The 16,513-nt window shown below is 63.7% G+C and carries 10 protein-coding genes; 6 read left to right on the top strand and 4 right to left on the bottom strand.

Annotation, left to right across the window (positions count from 1 at the left end):
- Positions 1-59: 59 nt before the first annotated feature.
- Positions 60-6,170, top strand: a complete 6,111-nt coding sequence (locus GGQ67_RS18935) for a translocation/assembly module TamB domain-containing protein (RefSeq protein ID WP_183901689.1) — start codon at positions 60-62, stop codon at positions 6,168-6,170.
- Positions 6,171-6,272: 102 nt separating this feature from the next.
- Here GGQ67_RS18935 and GGQ67_RS18930 read toward each other — a convergent pair whose 3' ends face one another.
- Positions 6,273-6,653, bottom strand: a complete 381-nt coding sequence (locus GGQ67_RS18930; protein ID WP_183901688.1) for a pentapeptide repeat-containing protein — start codon at positions 6,651-6,653, stop codon at positions 6,273-6,275.
- A gap of 128 nt (positions 6,654-6,781) precedes the next feature.
- On the bottom strand, positions 6,782-7,210 hold the full coding sequence (locus GGQ67_RS18925) for an Lrp/AsnC family transcriptional regulator (RefSeq protein WP_111564880.1): 429 nt from the start codon (positions 7,208-7,210) through the stop codon (positions 6,782-6,784).
- Between the two features lie 124 nt (positions 7,211-7,334).
- On the opposite strand from GGQ67_RS18925, the gene rocF reads away from it, so the two are divergent.
- The 5 genes from rocF to clpB all read left to right on the top strand — a co-directional run bounded on the left by rocF (position 7,335) and on the right by clpB (position 13,834).
- Positions 7,335-8,270, top strand: a complete 936-nt coding sequence (rocF, locus tag GGQ67_RS18920) for an arginase (protein WP_183901687.1) — start codon at positions 7,335-7,337, stop codon at positions 8,268-8,270.
- 28 nt (positions 8,271-8,298) lie between these two features.
- A complete protein-coding gene (gene rocD, locus GGQ67_RS18915; protein WP_183901686.1) occupies positions 8,299-9,498 on the top strand; it encodes an ornithine--oxo-acid transaminase in 1,200 nt (399 codons plus the stop codon).
- 65 nt (positions 9,499-9,563) lie between these two features.
- Positions 9,564-10,337, top strand: coding sequence for a glycerophosphodiester phosphodiesterase (locus GGQ67_RS18910; RefSeq protein WP_183901685.1), 774 nt, complete (start codon positions 9,564-9,566; stop codon positions 10,335-10,337).
- Between the two features lie 149 nt (positions 10,338-10,486).
- Positions 10,487-10,966 (top strand): chemotaxis protein CheW, encoded by a 480-nt coding sequence (locus GGQ67_RS18905; protein ID WP_018901593.1) that lies wholly within the window; start codon positions 10,487-10,489, stop codon positions 10,964-10,966.
- A gap of 270 nt (positions 10,967-11,236) precedes the next feature.
- Complete coding sequence (clpB, locus tag GGQ67_RS18900; protein ID WP_183901684.1) at positions 11,237-13,834, top strand: ATP-dependent chaperone ClpB; 2,598 nt, start codon at positions 11,237-11,239, stop codon at positions 13,832-13,834.
- A 289-nt stretch (positions 13,835-14,123) separates the two neighbouring features.
- Here clpB and GGQ67_RS18895 read toward each other — a convergent pair whose 3' ends face one another.
- Positions 14,124-16,064: a M23 family metallopeptidase gene (locus tag GGQ67_RS18895; protein ID WP_183901683.1), complete on the bottom strand. Its 1,941-nt coding sequence runs from the start codon at positions 16,062-16,064 to the stop codon at positions 14,124-14,126.
- A 98-nt stretch (positions 16,065-16,162) separates the two neighbouring features.
- Positions 16,163-16,513 (bottom strand): hypothetical protein (locus GGQ67_RS25140; protein ID WP_210279710.1); only part of this gene is annotated, 351 nt, incomplete at its 5' end.

Below are 16,513 nucleotides of genomic sequence, written 5' to 3'. Positions count from 1 at the left end.
GTTCAGGCTCGCAGCGAGGTTGCGATAGCCGTGCAGAAAACGGGATAATAACCGGGTCCATGCTTACGCTGACGAATATCTCCAGGTGGATTGTGCGACTGCTCGGCTATGGTGCCGGCGTGGCTCTGGTCCTGCTTGCCGTCGCCATCGCGATCTTCGGCTTCACCGGCTTCGGCGCCCGCATTCTCGTGGACAAGGTGACCTCGACCATCTCCAACCGCGACATGACCATCCGCGTGCTCGACCCGCAGGGCCTGCTGACCGGCGGTTTCGGCGCCACGCGCATCGTGCTGTCGGATACACGCGGCACGTTCGCCGACATAGACGGCCTGTCGATCAACTGGAATCCGCTGGCGCTCTTCGCCGGGCGCTTCCAGGCGACGCGCGTCGAGGCTGACGCCATCCGCGTCCTGCGTAAGCCGGTTCGCACATTGCCGTCGCGACCGGAGACGGAAGGCGGCGATGGCGGGGGCTTCTCGCTTCCGCTCAAGATCGTCATCGATCAGGTCACCCTGCCGAAGATCAGCCTGTCGCAACCGCTGATCGGTCGTGCCTTCACGCTGTCGGCCGATGGCAGCGTGCGTGCCGATTCGAACGGCGGCGATGCCAATATCACGGTCAACCGCCAGGATGTGCCGGATGCAAAGCTTACCGCCGACGTCGCCTTCCTGCCTGACAACAGCCAGCTGACGGTCAAGGCCAAGCTCAACGAACCGAAGGGCGGACTGCTCGCCGGCGTGCTGGCCTTGCCGAACAACCCGGCTGTCGAGATCAGTCTCAATGGCGACGGGCCGATCGCCGACTGGCGCGCCAAGCTGCAGGCCTCCCTCGATGGCCAGCAGCGCGCCGCGATCGACGCGCGCCATACGCTGACGCAGGACCAACTGCTGCACAATGTCGAGATCAAGGGCGGCGGCGACCTGAGTTCTCTCATGCCGGCGGCGTTCCGGCCGCTTTTCGCCGGCCAGACGAACATCGATCTGGCCGCTAACTTCGACAATGCCGGCAAGATCGATATCCAGACCGGCAACGTGGCGACCGGCGCCGTCGTCATCGCGGCCTCCGGCACGCTGGATCCGAAGGGCAAGAACAGCCTGAACGCGAATGTGCTCGGGACATCCGGTCCGGTCGATTTCCGCTGGCCGCTGGCGCAGGGCGAAGCGCGCTTCATGATATCCGGCGTCAATCTGGCGCTGACGGGTGACGCCAAGGCGTCGCGGCTGAACGTCAGCGCCTCGCTCGACACCGCCGTGCTGCCGCAGGCGACGATCGGCAATGTGAAGCTTACGGCCAAGAGCGACAACTTCAATCTCAGCGGCCGCTCCGGCGCCGTGCAGATCCGCCTCGTCGCCGGCGAGATGACCTTCGCCAATCCCGATATCAACCGGGCGGTTCAGGGGCCTGTGACGATCGTCCTGCCGCTCCAGATCTCGCCGGCCACCATCGGCTTCAACGGCGCGACGATCGAGAGCGCGTCCGCCAACGCCAGCCTCAACGGCGCGTATCAACTCACCGACAATTCGCTGACCGGTAACGCCAAGCTGACCGTCGAGCCACCGGCGATGCCGCCCGCCGTCGCGGCGCGGTTCAAGACGCCCGTGACGATCGAGGGCCAAGTGGCGGGGATCATTCCCGACAAGATCAATCTGTCGAACCTCGGCATCAAGTCGGACCTCACGGTCGCCACGGGCAATGTGGTCCTCGACGGCACGACGCTGAATGCGACGCTTGCCGGCCGTGTTCCCGATATCAAGCCGCTGCTCGACACCGCGTCCGGCGAGGTGAACTACACGCTGAAGGCCGGCGGCGATCTCTCCGCGCTCGCGCTCTCGGCCGATCTCAAGGCACCGGCCATCGACATGGCCGGGCGAGGGCTCACGGATCTCGATGTGGCGCTCACCGCGACCGCCGATCCGAAAGCGCCCAAGGCGCAGGTGAGGGCGACCGGCAAGATCGATGGCCAGGCGATCGACATCAGCACCGACGTGCTGTCGCAAGACGGGCAGACGACGCTGCCGTCGATCAAGGCCAATGTCGGCAACAACAGCCTGAGCGGTCGCGTTGCTCTGTCCGAGAGCTTCGCACCATCCGGCGCGCTGACATTCGACCTGCCCGATCTGAGCCTGATTGCGGCGCTGGCCGGGCAGAAGGCTGAAGGCGATCTCAAGGGGGCGGTCGACATCAGCAACGATGCCGGCAGGATCGGCCTGAAGGTCGCGGCGACGGGCGGCGGCGTGAAGCAGGGCAATTTCGCGATCGTCAGCCCCAATGTCGACGTCACCGTCACCGATCTCAAGGCCTTCGCGGCGACCGGATCGATCAGGGCCGACGAAGTCGCATCCGGCGTCAACAAGATCGACAGCCTGGCCGTGAATTTCACGCAGCTCGGCAACCGCACGAATTTCAGCCTCGACGGCTATTACGACGACCAGCCGCTGGTGGCGGGCGGCGGTGTCGAGACGAATTCCGGCACGACGCTGGTTCAGCTCGACCGTTTCTCGGCCAAGCCGCGCGGCATCGCCGTCGATCTCGCCGCGCCGTCGCAATTGGCGATCACCGATGGCACGGTGACGCTCGATGGGCTCGAGATCAAGACCGGCGAGGGCGCGATCAACTTGACCGGCTCGGTCGGGCAAGCACTCGCCATCAACGGCGTGGTCAAGCAACTGCCGGCGAGCCTTGCCAACAGCTTCGTGCCCGATCTCGATGCCACGGGCGCGATATCGGGCAAGGTCTCCGTGTCCGGAACGCCTGCGGCGCCGGTGGCCGATTTCACGCTCGATTGGAAGAACGCCGCGACCAGCCAGACGAAGGGCGCCGGGCTTTCAGCGCTTGCGATCGGCGCCAACGGCACGTTCGCGGACAACAAGCTCGATTTCAAGACGGAGTTGAGCGGCAAGGGCGGCGTTTCGATGAAGGCCGCCGGCAATTTCGTGACCTCGGGGCAGAACGCGCAAGCGCTGCAGGTCGAGGCCGATATCGTCAACATTCCGGCGGGGCTGGCCAATGCCTTCGTTGCCGGTCTCGATGCCGAAGGCGCCATCACCGGCAACGTCACCGCTTCGGGCAAGCTTCCCGCGCCGGCGCTCGATTTCCGGCTGAACTGGAAGAACGCGGCCACCAGCCAGACCAAGGTCGCCAAGCTCTCCTCGCTCGGGCTGACGGCAAGCGGCAAGCTGGAAAACAACGTCCTCAATTTCAATGCGAATGCCGGCGGCAGCGGTGGGTTTGCGATCAAGGCGGATGGCAGCTTCGTCGTTACCAGCAATGAAGCGCAGACGCTGAAGGTAAACGGCACGCTCGCCAATATTCCGGCGGCCCTTGCCAACGCCTTCGCGCCCGATCTCGCCGCCCAGGGCATGATATCAGGAAGCTTCGCGGTATCCGGCAAGCTGCCGATGCCGGCAGCCCAGTTCCGGCTGGACTGGAAGAACGCCTCGACCAGCCAGATCAAGGCGGCGGGCCTTTCCGGTGTCGGTGCTTCCGTTAACGGGACGTTCGCGGACAATACGCTGACCTTCGACAGCAATGTTTCCGCCACCGGCGGCATGTCGGTGAAGGCGGCGGGTAATCTCAATCTTCAGAATTCGGCGATCGGCGATCTCAAGGTCGATGCCACGATGAGCGCGGTTCCGGCCGGTCTCGCGAATGGCTTCGTCGATGGCCTTGGCGCCAGCGGCACGATTTCCGGCACGGCGTCGGCATCCGGCACGCTGCAGCAACCGAAGGCCAGCTTCGATCTCGCTTGGGCCGATGTCGCGACCAGCCAGACGAAGGCGGCGAAGCTGCCCGCCATGGCGCTGGCGCTCAAAGGAACGCTGCAGGATAAGGCGCTCGATTTCACGACGAAGCTCGACGGTCAGGACGGCGCGGCGCTCGAGGCCACCGGCAAGGTCGGGATCGAGGGGACCCGGCCGACGACGATCGAGGCCGATGCGACGCTCAACAATCTGCCGGCAGCACTTGTCAGCAGCTTCGTTCCCAATCTCGATGCCGGCGGCATGATCTCGGGGACGGCCAAGGTTTCCGGCGCTCTGCCGCTGCCATCCGTCGATTTCAAGCTCAACTGGGCGAACGCGACGACGCGGCAGACCAAGAGCGCCAACCTTTCGGCGCTGAGCCTCGATGCGACGGGCAAGTTCGCCGACAACACAATAGACTTCGACGCCAATCTGGCCAGCAACAGCAAGACATTGCTGCAGGCCAAGGGGACGGCGGCGCTCGCTGGCGCCAATATCCAGGGGCTTTCCGTCGATGCCGATATTACCGATCTGCCGGCCAGCCTTGCCAACGGCTTCGTACCCGGTCTCGGCGCCGAGGGCACGATTTCGGGCCGGGCGAAGACCTCGGGGACGCCTGCCAATCCCGTCATCGACTTCAACCTCGACTGGAGGAACGCGGCGACAACGCAGACGCGGGCCTCCGGCGTCGGCGCGCTGTCGGCCAATGCAAGCGGCAAGCTTGCCGACAACAAGCTCGACTTCACCGCCAATCTTGGCGGCAACACCGTGGCGCTGAAGGCGGCGGGCAATTTCGTGGTCGCGGGCGCCAACGCGCAATCGCTCGCCGTGAAGGCCGACATATCGAACCTGCCGGCGGGACTGGCCAACGCCTTCGTTCCGGGACTTGCCGCCGAGGGCAATATTTCGGGCACGGTCAACGCCTCCGGCAAGCTGCCGATGCCCGATGTCGACTTCAAGCTCGACTGGCGCAATGCGGCGACCAGCCAGACCCGGGGTGCGGGCGTCTCGCCGCTTGCGATCGGCGCCAACGGCAAGCTCGCCTCCGGCCGGCTCACCATCGACACCACCGTCACCGGCGATGCCGGCCTGTCGCTGAAGGGTGGCGGCAACCTCGCCATCTCGGGCAACCGGGCGCTCGACATGCGTTTTTCCGGCAACCTGCCCTTTGCCGTTCTCGGCGCGCAACTCGCCGCGCAAGGCTTCGTCGCCGAAGGCAACGCCAATTTCAATCTGCAGGTCGGCGGCACGGCGAGTGCGCCCGTGATCAACGGAACGGTCGCCACCAGCGGCGCCAAGGTCATCGACGTCCGGCGCAATCTGGAGATCAACAGCCTGACGGCCGATATCCGCTTCGACGGCCAGCGCGCGGTGATCTCGCGCCTGACTGGGCAGCTTGCGAGCGGCGGCAACATCGCGGTGACCGGCGATGTCGGCATTCAGCCGGCGGCGAACTTCCCCGCCAATATCGATGTGACGCTCAACAAGGCCGTCTATGTCGACGGTACGCTCGTGGTCGCCACGGTCGATGGCACGATCGGCCTGCGCGGGCCGCTCACCGCCAATCCGACGCTGAACGGCAAGCTCAGGCTCGAAAAGGCATCGATCACCGTTCCGGAAAAACTTCCGACCTCGCTGCGCGAGATCGATATCCGCCACAAGAACGCGCCGAAGGCGGTTCTCGCCCAGCTGCGCGACACGACGCAGGAAGGCGCAAGGGGTAAATCGAGCACGCTCAATCTCGACATCCAGCTCGATGCGCCCTCGCAGATCTTCGTGCGCGGACGCGGAATCGACGCCGAGCTCGGCGGCAGTGTGACCATCCGGGGCACGGCGTCGGTGCCTGTCGTTTCCGGCGGCTTCACCATGCGGCGCGGGCGCCTCACCATCCTCAACCGCCGGCTCGACTTCTCCGACAAGAGCCGGATCACGTTTGCCGGCGACCTGACGCCGGCGCTGCAGATGGCGGCGACCTCGACGTCCGGAACGACGACGCTCACCGTCGATGTCGCGGGGCTGGCGACCGATCCCGCCATCACCTTCTCCTCCTCACCCGCGCTGCCGCAGGACGAGGTGCTGGCACAGCTGATCTTCGGGCAGTCGATGTCGAAGCTGTCGGCGCTGCAGATCGCCCAGCTCGCCGACGCCGTCAGCCAGCTCGCGGGCGGCCGCTCGACCTCGCTTTTCCAGGGATTGCGCAACCAGCTCGGGGTCGACGATTTCGATATCAGCACCGATGCCAACGGCCAGACCAATGTCGGCGTCGGCCGCTATCTCAACGAGCGCACCTATATCGAGCTGCAGCAGAACACCAAGGACGGCGCCAAGGCGATCATCAATCTCGATGTCGGGCGCGGCGTGAAACTGCGCGGGGCGGCAGGCGCCAATGGCGCGGGGGAAGCGGGCGTGGTGTACGAGAAGGAGTATTGATGGGGGCGACACCGGCGGAACGATCGAGAATTTCCGCAGCGGGTGCGCGCCGCGCACGCCGCAAGCCGAACGGATTCACATTGCCGACGTACGAGCCGCCCCTCAGCCCTTCATATGTTCATATGCCTTGAATAGATCGGTTACGAGAACTCCATTGATCCTCATCCCGGTCAAATCGGCATCGTCGATGTTCGAATCCGCCAATGTGACACCGCTTATGGTCAGCCGTGACAGGTTTGCATTCGTGACAGCGGCGCCGGACAGATTGACGTTATCAAAGCGCGCCCCTGCCAGGTTCACATCGTCAAAAGCCGCTTGGCACAGATTGGTGTCGATGAACTTCGCGTTCGTCAAAACAGCATAAAATCGTGCGTCCGTGAGATCTACGCCATCGAAGCTGGCACCTGACATGTCAGCACGCTCGTAACGAGTTCCCTGCATTTGCGGGCCATCGAAAGGTGAACTTTCCTGCTCGTCGTTCATCATCACTTCCTCCAGTGGATTATGATCACTGTACGAAGAATACCTGGCTTGGTTGTATCTCAAAGCAAAGAGTGCGCGCGGCTTAGAATTGAGGGACCAATCCATCGCTTTCAGCCGGCTAGGAGGCCTTAAAAGCTGGTCTTCCTCGTCTTCAGCAGTATGTTCGTTTCGGTCGTGTTGATGCCGTCGATCAGTCTTATGCGGCGCAGCGTTTCGTCGAAGGAGACGAGGTCGCGGTCTTCGAGTTCGGCGATGAAATCCCATTTGCCGTTGGTGCTGTGCAGCGCGCGCACCTGCGGCAGGCCGCGCAGCTGGTCGGCGACCTTGTCGGCGAGTTTGCCGAGCACCTCGATCATGACGATGGCGCGCACGCCGGCGGCGCGGGTTTCGTGGCCGGTGCGGATGGTGAAGGAAGTAATGGTGCCGTTGGCGACCAGTCTGTCGATGCGCGCGGCGACGGTGGCGCGCGAGGCGCCGGTCATGGCGGCAAGCGACGAGACGGGCGCGCGGGCATTGTGGCGCAAGGCGCTCAGCAGTTCCTGATCGAGATCATCCATATCTCACTTTGTATGGCTGGACTTGGCAAACTGTCAATTCATGCTGTGAAACTGGCACTTTTTCATCTTTTTGTCGCCGTGGCGATGTCGGATATTCAAACGAAGCAGTGAGCAGGAGAGACAAATGCAGGCACAGTCGCGATCGGTCACCCTTATCGGTGCGCCTTTGGAAGAGGGCTCCGGCCGCAGGGGGGCCGCAATGGGGCCGACGGCGCTTCGTATCGCCGGCGTCGACCGCGCGCTTGTCGATCTCGGCCATGATGTCGCTGATGCCGGAGACGTGCAGATCGTGCCGGCCCGCGACCTGCCTAACAATCCGAAGGCGCACAATCTGCGCACCGTCGGCGCATTCACGCGGGCGCTCGAAGCCGGCGTTTACGAGATCGCCGATGCCGGCCGTTTCCCGCTCATTCTCGGCGGCGACCACAGCCTGTCCATGGGCACGGTATCGGGCATGGCGCGCTATGCCGCCAAGCATAAGCGGCCGCTTTTCGTGCTCTGGCTTGACGCGCATTCGGATTTCAACACGCCGGAGACGTCGCCTTCGGGCAATATTCACGGCATGCCCGTCGCCTATTATTGCGGCCAGGCCGATCTCTCCGACATCCTGCCGCGCGACAGGCCACTGGTCGATCCGAAGAACGTCTTCCAAGTCGGCATACGCTCGGTCGATGCGCCCGAGCGCGAGCTGATCAAGGAGCACGGCGTCAACGTCTTCGACATGCGCTCGATCGACGAGCAAGGGGTTGCCGCGATCATGCGCGACATTCTTAATAAGGTCGAAGCGGCGAACGCGCTGTTTCATGTCAGCCTCGATGTCGATTTCCTCGATCCTGACGTCGCGCCCGGCGTCGGCACGACGGTGCCGGGGGGAGCGACCTTCCGCGAGGCGCATCTGATCATGGAGATGCTCTGCGACAGCGGGCTCGTCTCCTCTCTCGATCTGGTCGAACTGAACCCGTTTCTCGACGATCGCGGCAAGAGCGCCCGCGTTCTCGTCGAGCTGACGGCCAGCCTGTTCGGCCGCCGCATCTTCGACCGCCCGACCCGCGCCGCGTAACAAGCCGCATAACAAAAAGGGGACGACCATGAGCACTTCAGCCAGATTGATCGATACCGAGCAGCGCCTTGGCGCCCACAACTACAAGCCGCTGGACGTGGTCCTGACGCGCGGCGAGGGCGTTTACGTCTGGGATACGGATGGCAAGCGCTATCTCGATTGTCTGTCGGCCTATTCGGCCGTCAACCAGGGGCACTGCCACCCGAAAATTCTCGCCGCCATGGTCGAGCAGGCGGGCAAGCTGACGCTCACCTCGCGCGCCTTCCGCAACGACCAGCTGGCGCATCTCTACGAGGAACTCGCGGCGCTGACCGGATCGCACAAGATCCTGCCGATGAACTCCGGCGCCGAGGCTGTCGAGACGGCGATCAAGGCGGTGCGCAAATGGGGATACGAGGTGAAGGGCGTGCCGGAGGGCAAGGCCGAGATCATCGTCTGCGCCGACAATTTCCATGGCCGGACGCTGAGCATTATCAGCTTCTCCACCGATCCGGATGCGCGCTCAGGCTTCGGTCCCTATACGCCTGGCTTCCGCACCGTTCCCTTCGGTGACGCGGAAGCGTTCGCGGCTGCGATCAACGAGAACACGGTGGCGGCGCTGATCGAGCCGATCCAGGGCGAGGCGGGCGTCATCATTCCGCAGCCAGGCTATTTCAAGACGGTGCGCCAGCTCTGCACCGACAACAAGGTCACGCTCATCCTCGACGAAATCCAGACCGGGCTCGGGCGCACGGGGAAGCTGCTGGCCGAGGAGCACGAGGGCATCGAGGCCGACGTGACGCTGATCGGCAAGGCGCTGTCGGGCGGCTTCTATCCTGTGTCTGCCGTGCTTTCGAATTCCGAGGTGCTGGGCGTGCTGAAGCCCGGCCAGCACGGCTCGACCTTCGGCGGCAATCCGCTTGCCTGCGCCGTGGCGCGCGCGGCTTTTAAGGTGCTGACGGAAGAAGACATGATCGGCAATGCCGAGCGCATGGGCGACTACTTCCTCGAAGGTCTGCGGTCGATCCGCTCGAACATCGTGAAAGAGGTGCGCGGTCGCGGGCTGATGATGGCGATCGAGCTGGTGCCGGAAGCCGGCGGCGCGCGGCAATATTGCTACGCGCTCAAGGATCTCGGCCTTCTCGCCAAGGACACCCACGAAAACACCATCCGCCTGGCGCCGCCGCTCGTGATCACCAAGGATCAGGTCGAGTGGGCTGTGGAGCAGATCGAGAAGACCATCGTCTGAGGCTTGCGGTCTCCTCGCGGCGCGGGCAACGTGCCGACACCATGCTGTTCACTCACGGAGCCCAGATGCCCGATCCATGGCGACAGGCCATCGGCGGGCCGCCCGATAGGCCGCTTGTCGTCGCCCATCGCGGTGGCGCCGCGCTGGCGGCTGAAAACACGCTCGCGGCTCTTAGCGCCGCCGAGGCAGAGGGCGCGGATGCAATCGAAACCGATGTACGCCAGACGCACGACGGTGTTCTCGTCTGCGTCCACGATGCGGATTTGAGCCGGCTTTGCGGCGATCCGCGCCACGTGGCCGATCTCGACCTGCCGGTCCTGCGCCAGCTTTTGCCCGAGGTCATGACGCTGCGGGACGTCCTTGCCGCTTCCGGCAAGCTCGGCCTCTTGCTGGATTTCAAGCTTGCCGATGAAGCCGCCCTGTTACGGGTGATGGAGGACATCGTGCGTTCGGGCGCGGCGCGGCGCGTACTGCTCGGCCTCCGAAGTCTGCCGCTGATACGCGCGGCCCGATCGCGCACGCCTGAGATCGACATCCTGGCGTTTCTCGACAGTCCCTATCTTGTCGAGCAGGCCGCGGCCGCTGGCGCAAGATGGTACCGGCTCTGGCAGGGCTGGGCGATGGAGGAGAGCGTTGCCGCTGTTCGCCGCGCCAATCTGCGGCTTGTCGTGATGGTCGGCCAGCCCCGATCGGTCGCGCTTCCGGAATATCCGCCTTTTCCTGTTGGCGAGGTGGATCAGGACGGGCTTTCGCGGATCGCGGCAATCGGGCCGGACGCGATCCTGCTGGACGATCCGCGCCTGCTTCAAGCGGGCAAAAAATCCTGCCCGCCGGTTTAGATTTGGGAAACACTCTTTCATTAATGTCCGCATTAACCGTGACGTTACTCTCGATTTCGAGAGAACTGGCGGCTTGAAGGCAAAGTGCATCGGCGCCAATGGTGGCGTTGTTGCTTCTGCCCTGGCTTTCGACAGTTGGGACAATTTTAATGACGACGATCAATTCTCCGAGCTTCAGTGGCGATACGCTTGAGATCATTGCCTTCCGCCTGCACGATCAGGAATTCTGCGTGAAGACGACGACCATCCGCGAAATCCGCGGCTGGGCGCCTTCGACGCCGATCCCGCATTCGCCGGCCGACGTCATCGGCGTCATGAATTTGCGCGGCTCGGTCATTCCGATCATCGACCTCGCCTTCAAGCTCGGCATGAAGAGCACCGTCGCCAACGAGCGCAGCGCCATCGTCGTCGCCGAAGTCCACAACATGGTCATCGGCATGCTGGTCGACCGGGTCTCCGACATCCTGACGATTTCGTCGAGCCAGGTGCAGCCGGTTCCCGAGGTCACCGCCTCCTTCGACCGCGCCTTCTGCGAGGGCATCATCGCTTCCGAAAACGGCATGATCTGCTTCCTGAACCTCGCCAAGATGTTCAAGGAAAACGAGACCGACGATCTGGTCGCCGCGTAACGCCAGTCCTGCTTCGTGTTTTCAAGTCGCCCCGCCCGGAACAGCCTTCCGGCGGGGCGATGCATTTGCGGCGGTTGAAATGCCGGCCGCCCCACGCTTTTTCGCGTACTCGCCTCTTTAAACTTTTCCGGCTTCCTACCATATCCTGAGCAGGTTCGCAGACGCCGATTTTCGCGGCGCAGGCAAACATCAGCTCGCCTCTTGAGGGAGCTCAATCTCAGTCATCGGCCTGTGCCTTATGAGGGCAGGGCGATTCAAGGAGGTCCATTCATGAATATCGAAAAATACTCCGAGCGGGTGCGCGGTTTCATCCAGTCGGCGCAGACTTATGCGCTGGCCCAGGGTCACCAGCAGTTCTCGCCCGAGCATGTGCTGAAAGTGCTGCTCGACGACGACCAGGGCATGGCCGCGTCCCTCATCGAGCGCGCCGGCGGCGACGCCAAGGCCGCCCGCCTTGCCAATGATGCCGCCCTCGCCAAGTTGCCGAAGGTCTCCGGCGGCAACGGTCAGATCTATCTCGCCGCACCGCTTGCCAAGGTTCTCTCGACAGCCGAAGAGGCATCGAAGAAGGCCGGCGACAGCTTCGTCACGGTCGAGCGTCTGTTGCAGGCGCTGGCGATGGAATCGTCGACCGCGATCACGCTGAAGAATGCCGGCGTGACGGCGGTGACGCTCAACCAGGTCATCAACGACATCCGCAAGGGCCGCACGGCCGACAGCGCCAATGCCGAACAGGGCTTCGACGCGCTGAAGAAATTCGCCCGCGACCTGACGGCGGAAGCCCGCGACGGCCGGCTCGATCCCGTGATCGGCCGCGACGACGAAATCCGTCGCACCATCCAGGTGCTCTCGCGCCGCACCAAGAACAACCCCGTGCTCATCGGTGAACCCGGCGTCGGCAAGACGGCAATCGCCGAAGGTCTGGCGTTGCGCATCGTCAATGGCGACGTGCCGGAAAGCCTCAAGGACAAGAAGCTGATGGCGCTCGACATGGGCGCCCTGATTGCCGGCGCGAAATATCGCGGCGAGTTCGAAGAGCGGCTGAAAAGCGTGCTCAACGAGGTGCAGGCCGAAAACGGCGAGATCATCCTATTCATCGACGAGATGCACACGCTCGTCGGTGCCGGCAAGGGTGACGGCGCGATGGATGCCTCGAACCTCCTGAAGCCGGCGCTTGCCCGTGGCGAACTGCATTGCGTCGGCGCGACCACGCTCGACGAATACCGCAAGCATGTCGAGAAGGACCCGGCGCTCGCCCGTCGTTTCCAGCCGATCGTCGTCGAAGAGCCGACGGTCGAGGATACGATCTCGATCCTGCGCGGCCTGAAAGAGAAATACGAGCAGCACCACAAGGTCCGCATCTCGGATTCGTCGCTTGTGGCGGCCGCCACGCTGTCGAACCGCTACATCACCGACCGCTTTCTCCCCGATAAAGCGATCGACCTGATGGACGAGGCGGCCGCGCGCCTGCGCATGCAGGTCGATTCCAAGCCGGAAGAGCTCGACGAACTCGATCGCCGCATCATGCAGCTGAAGATCGAACGCGAAGCGCTGAAGAAGGAAACGGACGTCGCATCCGCTGATCGTCTGGTGCGGCTCGAGACCGAGCTCACCGATCTGGAAGAGAGCGCGGACGCGCTGACGGCCCGCTGGCAGGCGGAAAAGCAGAAGCTCGGCCTGGCCGCCGACCTGAAGAAGGAACTCGACGATGCCCGCAACGATCTGGCGATCGCGCAGCGCAAGGGCGAATTCCAGCGCGCCGGCGAGCTGACCTACGGCGTCATTCCGGAGCTTGAAAAGAAGCTTTCGGAGGCCGAGGCGCAGGACAATGATCGCAGCGCCATGGTGCAGGAGGTCGTGACCCCTGATAACATCGCGCATGTCGTCTCCCGCTGGACCGGCATCCCGGTCGAAAAGATGCTGGAAGGCGACCGCGAGAAGCTGCTGCGGATGGAAGACGATCTGGCGAAGTCGGTGATCGGCCAGGGTGACGCGGTTCAGGCCGTGTCGCGGGCGGTGCGCCGCGCGCGCGCCGGCCTGCAGGATCCGAACCGGCCGCTCGGCTCGTTCATCTTCCTCGGCCCGACCGGCGTCGGCAAGACGGAGCTGACCAAGGCACTGGCCCGCTTCCTCTTCGACGACGAGACGGCGATGGTGCGCATGGACATGTCCGAGTACATGGAGAAGCATTCCGTGGCCCGGCTGATCGGCGCCCCTCCCGGCTATGTCGGCTATGAGGAAGGCGGTTCGCTGACGGAAGCGGTGCGTCGCCGTCCCTATCAGGTCGTGCTGTTCGACGAGATCGAAAAGGCGCATCCCGATGTCTTCAACGTGCTGCTACAGGTGCTCGACGACGGCCGCCTGACCGATGGTCAGGGCCGCACCGTCGACTTCCGCAACACGATGATCATCATGACGTCGAACCTCGGCGCCGAATATCTGACGCAGCTGAAGGATGGCGACGACAGCGATCTGGTGCGCGAGCAGGTGATGGAGATGGTGCGCGGCCACTTCCGGCCGGAGTTCCTGAACCGCATCGACGAGATCATCCTCTTCCACCGCCTGAAGCGGGACGAGATGGGCGCGATCGTCGACATCCAGCTGCAGCGTCTGGTGAAGCTGCTCGCCGAGCGCAAGATCACGATCGAGCTCGACGACGAGGCCACGCACTGGCTCGCCAACAAGGGCTATGATCCTGTTTACGGAGCGCGGCCGCTGAAGCGGGTGATCCAGAAATACGTCCAGGATCCGCTCGCCGAGCAGATCCTCGGCGGGCAGGTGCCGGATGGGTCGACGGTGAAGATCACTGGCGGGACGGATCGGCTGCTGTTTCGGACGAAGAGCGCTGGTGTCAGCGAGGCGGCGTAAGCGGGCTGGTATGTGAGTGGAAACGGCGGCTTCGGCTGCCGTTTTTGTGTTTGGTGGGGCATGAAGCGCTTTGCGTCAAAACCCCTCCCCAACCCCTCCCCACAAGGGGGAGGGGCTTGCTGGGCGCGATGCTCTGCTTGAACAGCAACCTCTCAACAGCCGCTTTGGAAATAATGGGGCACGCCAAATGCCACGGGTTAACCCCTCCCCCTTGTGGGGAGGGGTTGGGGAGGGGTCTTTAAAGGCAGATCTCTGAGAAGGCTTTTTGCTTGACCGCCGAGGCGAACTCCTACTTGCTCGCCACCTGCGGCGACGGCTGGTTGCCCAGCAGCGTATCAATCCGCTTGCGCTCGTCCTCGAACTTGACGAGCGTCGGGCCGGCGAGCGACTTGCCGCCGGGCAGGCGCACGCGCAGCGGGTCGACCTTGGTGCCGTTGACGATCATCTCGTAATGCAGGTGCGGACCGGTCGATTCGCCGGTCGTGCCGACCCAGCCGATCACCTGGCCCTGGCGCACCTTGGAACCCGCGACCACGCCCTTGGCGATGGCGTTCTGGTGGTTGTAGGAGGATTCGTAGCCGTTGGCGTGGCGCACGATCGTCTGGTTGCCGTAGCCGCCGCTGTCCCAGCCGGCCTTTTCCACCGTGCCGTTGCCGACGGCGATGATCGGCGTGCCGCGCGGGGCTGCCCAGTCGACGCCGGTATGCATGCGGGCAAAGCCCAGGATCGGGTGGCGGCGCATGCCGAAGCCGGAGCGGAAGCTGCCATTCGGGACCGGATTGCGCAGCAGGAACTGGCGAATGCTCTTGCCGTCCTGGTCGAAGTAATCGACCGTGCCGTCGTCGGGATCCTGGAAGCGGTAGAAGCGCGTCTGGGTGTCGCCGAAGCGGGCGTTGACATAGAGCAGTTCGGACTGGTCGGTCGCCTGGCCGCTGGCATCGGCCACCGAGAAGAAGGCCTCCAGCGTATCGGTCGGGCGCAGTTCCGCCTGAAAATCGACGCTGCTGGCGAGAAGCTTGATGATCAGCCCCGTCATGTCCTTGGTCATGCCATAGGACAGCGCGGCGCGATAAATGCCGTCATAGACGCGCGGCAGGTTCTGGTTCGACGGCGCGGTCATGGCGCTGTCGTCGAAAGCGGTCGCGACCGCGTCGAGTTTCGGCGGTTCGCTGCCGGCGACATAATGATCCTTGTCGTCGAGCGAGACGGTGACGACATGCTTGGAGCCGCGATAGACGCTGGCGCGGATGATCTTCGCCTGCTCGCCCTTCTGCAGGATACCGATGCGCAGCACGTCGCCCTTCGACAGGTTCTGCGAGCCGAGCATCGGCGACAGATAGGTGGAAAGCCCCTTCGCCTGTGGCTCGGGATAGCCCGAATCCATCATGGCTTTCACGATCGGCATATCCTCGCGAACCGGCACGATGTCGTCGGCGAATTCCTCGGTCTGCGGCGTGATCGATTCCGGCGCCGAGACCGTCATGTTCTGCTCGAGCACGCGCGCCGTGAGGCCGGATGCCAGGTCGACGTCGTTGTCGTCGGCCGAAAAACGCTGGGGATCGACATAGTAGAGGGCCGCGACCTGCGAGACGCCGTCGGTGAGGACGGATCCGTTGGAGCGGACGTTTTCCTCGACCTCGTCGAGCGACATGCCGGCGGCGACCTTGAGGCCGGAGCCCGATGTCGGATAGGCCGCGGTCTTCAGGCTGACTTCGGATTCGACGTCGGAACCGTAGATCTGGCCGGTGCGGACGCCCGGCTGTGGTTCCGGCTCGTCGGCCGAGAAGATCGAGAGCGGATTGAAGGGCGGGTAATCCTCGGTGACGACGTGATTGGCGGCGAGCGTCATCTTCACGCGGGCGAAGGGCTGGCGCCGTACCACTTCCTTGTCGGCTTCGTGCACGACCGTCGAGACTTCCATGATCTTGCGGTCGGACGGCTTGGCGGCGATGGCGGGCGCGATCAGGCGGCCGCCGCGGGTCACATCCGTATCGGGATTGTCGGTGCCGAGGGTACTGGCATAGGCCTCGGCCGGGATCGCCAGCTGCTGGCGACCGTCGAGGGCGGCAAAGAGCGCCACGCCCATCAGAACGCTGGAGGTGATACCCGTCAGGAACGTGCCGGACAGCCAGCGCAGCGAGACCTCCCGGCGGTCGGGCGCACGTCTGCCGTCGGCGAGAAGCGCTGGCTCGTTGCCGAACGAGCGGATCATCATCTTCTCAGTCACCATGGCAAAGGCGTCCGCATCCTCATCAACTGATCGGGTCGACCAGGCCCGGGGGCATTCGGGTGGCCGGAAAAGTGCATAGTTTAGATATGGAAGTCAAATCAGCGGGCCTTCAGAGGACCCGTCACGACGTTCACAATGCCCTTGAGACCACTCGATTGTGAAAATGTGAGGGCGAGCGGCCTCGTCTCGCGCCTTTGCAGCCCTATATCGCCATTGGTGCTTGCGGAAAGCGTGCGCTTGAGAGGTGCCTTTGCGGCGTCCAACAGCCGTGTTTGAAAATTCGCATTTAAAAACAGCTTCTTGTCGGAAACTGCGATTTTTTGAAAAAGGTCTGTTGACTTGTTTGGGTTTGGGGCCTTATAAGCCGCTTCACGGAACGAGGGCGGCGGCGCTGCTGGCGACGGTGACTTTCGCTCTGGATTTCTTTGAATTGGCTGCGATGCTGATTG

Origin of the sequence: Rhizobium metallidurans, from assembly GCF_014196505.1 — a bacterium.
Classification (GTDB): Bacteria; Pseudomonadota; Alphaproteobacteria; order Rhizobiales; family Rhizobiaceae; genus Rhizobium; species Rhizobium metallidurans.
Note: the sequence above shows the minus strand (reverse complement) of the source record. Positions and strands in the feature narration are given on the sequence as shown.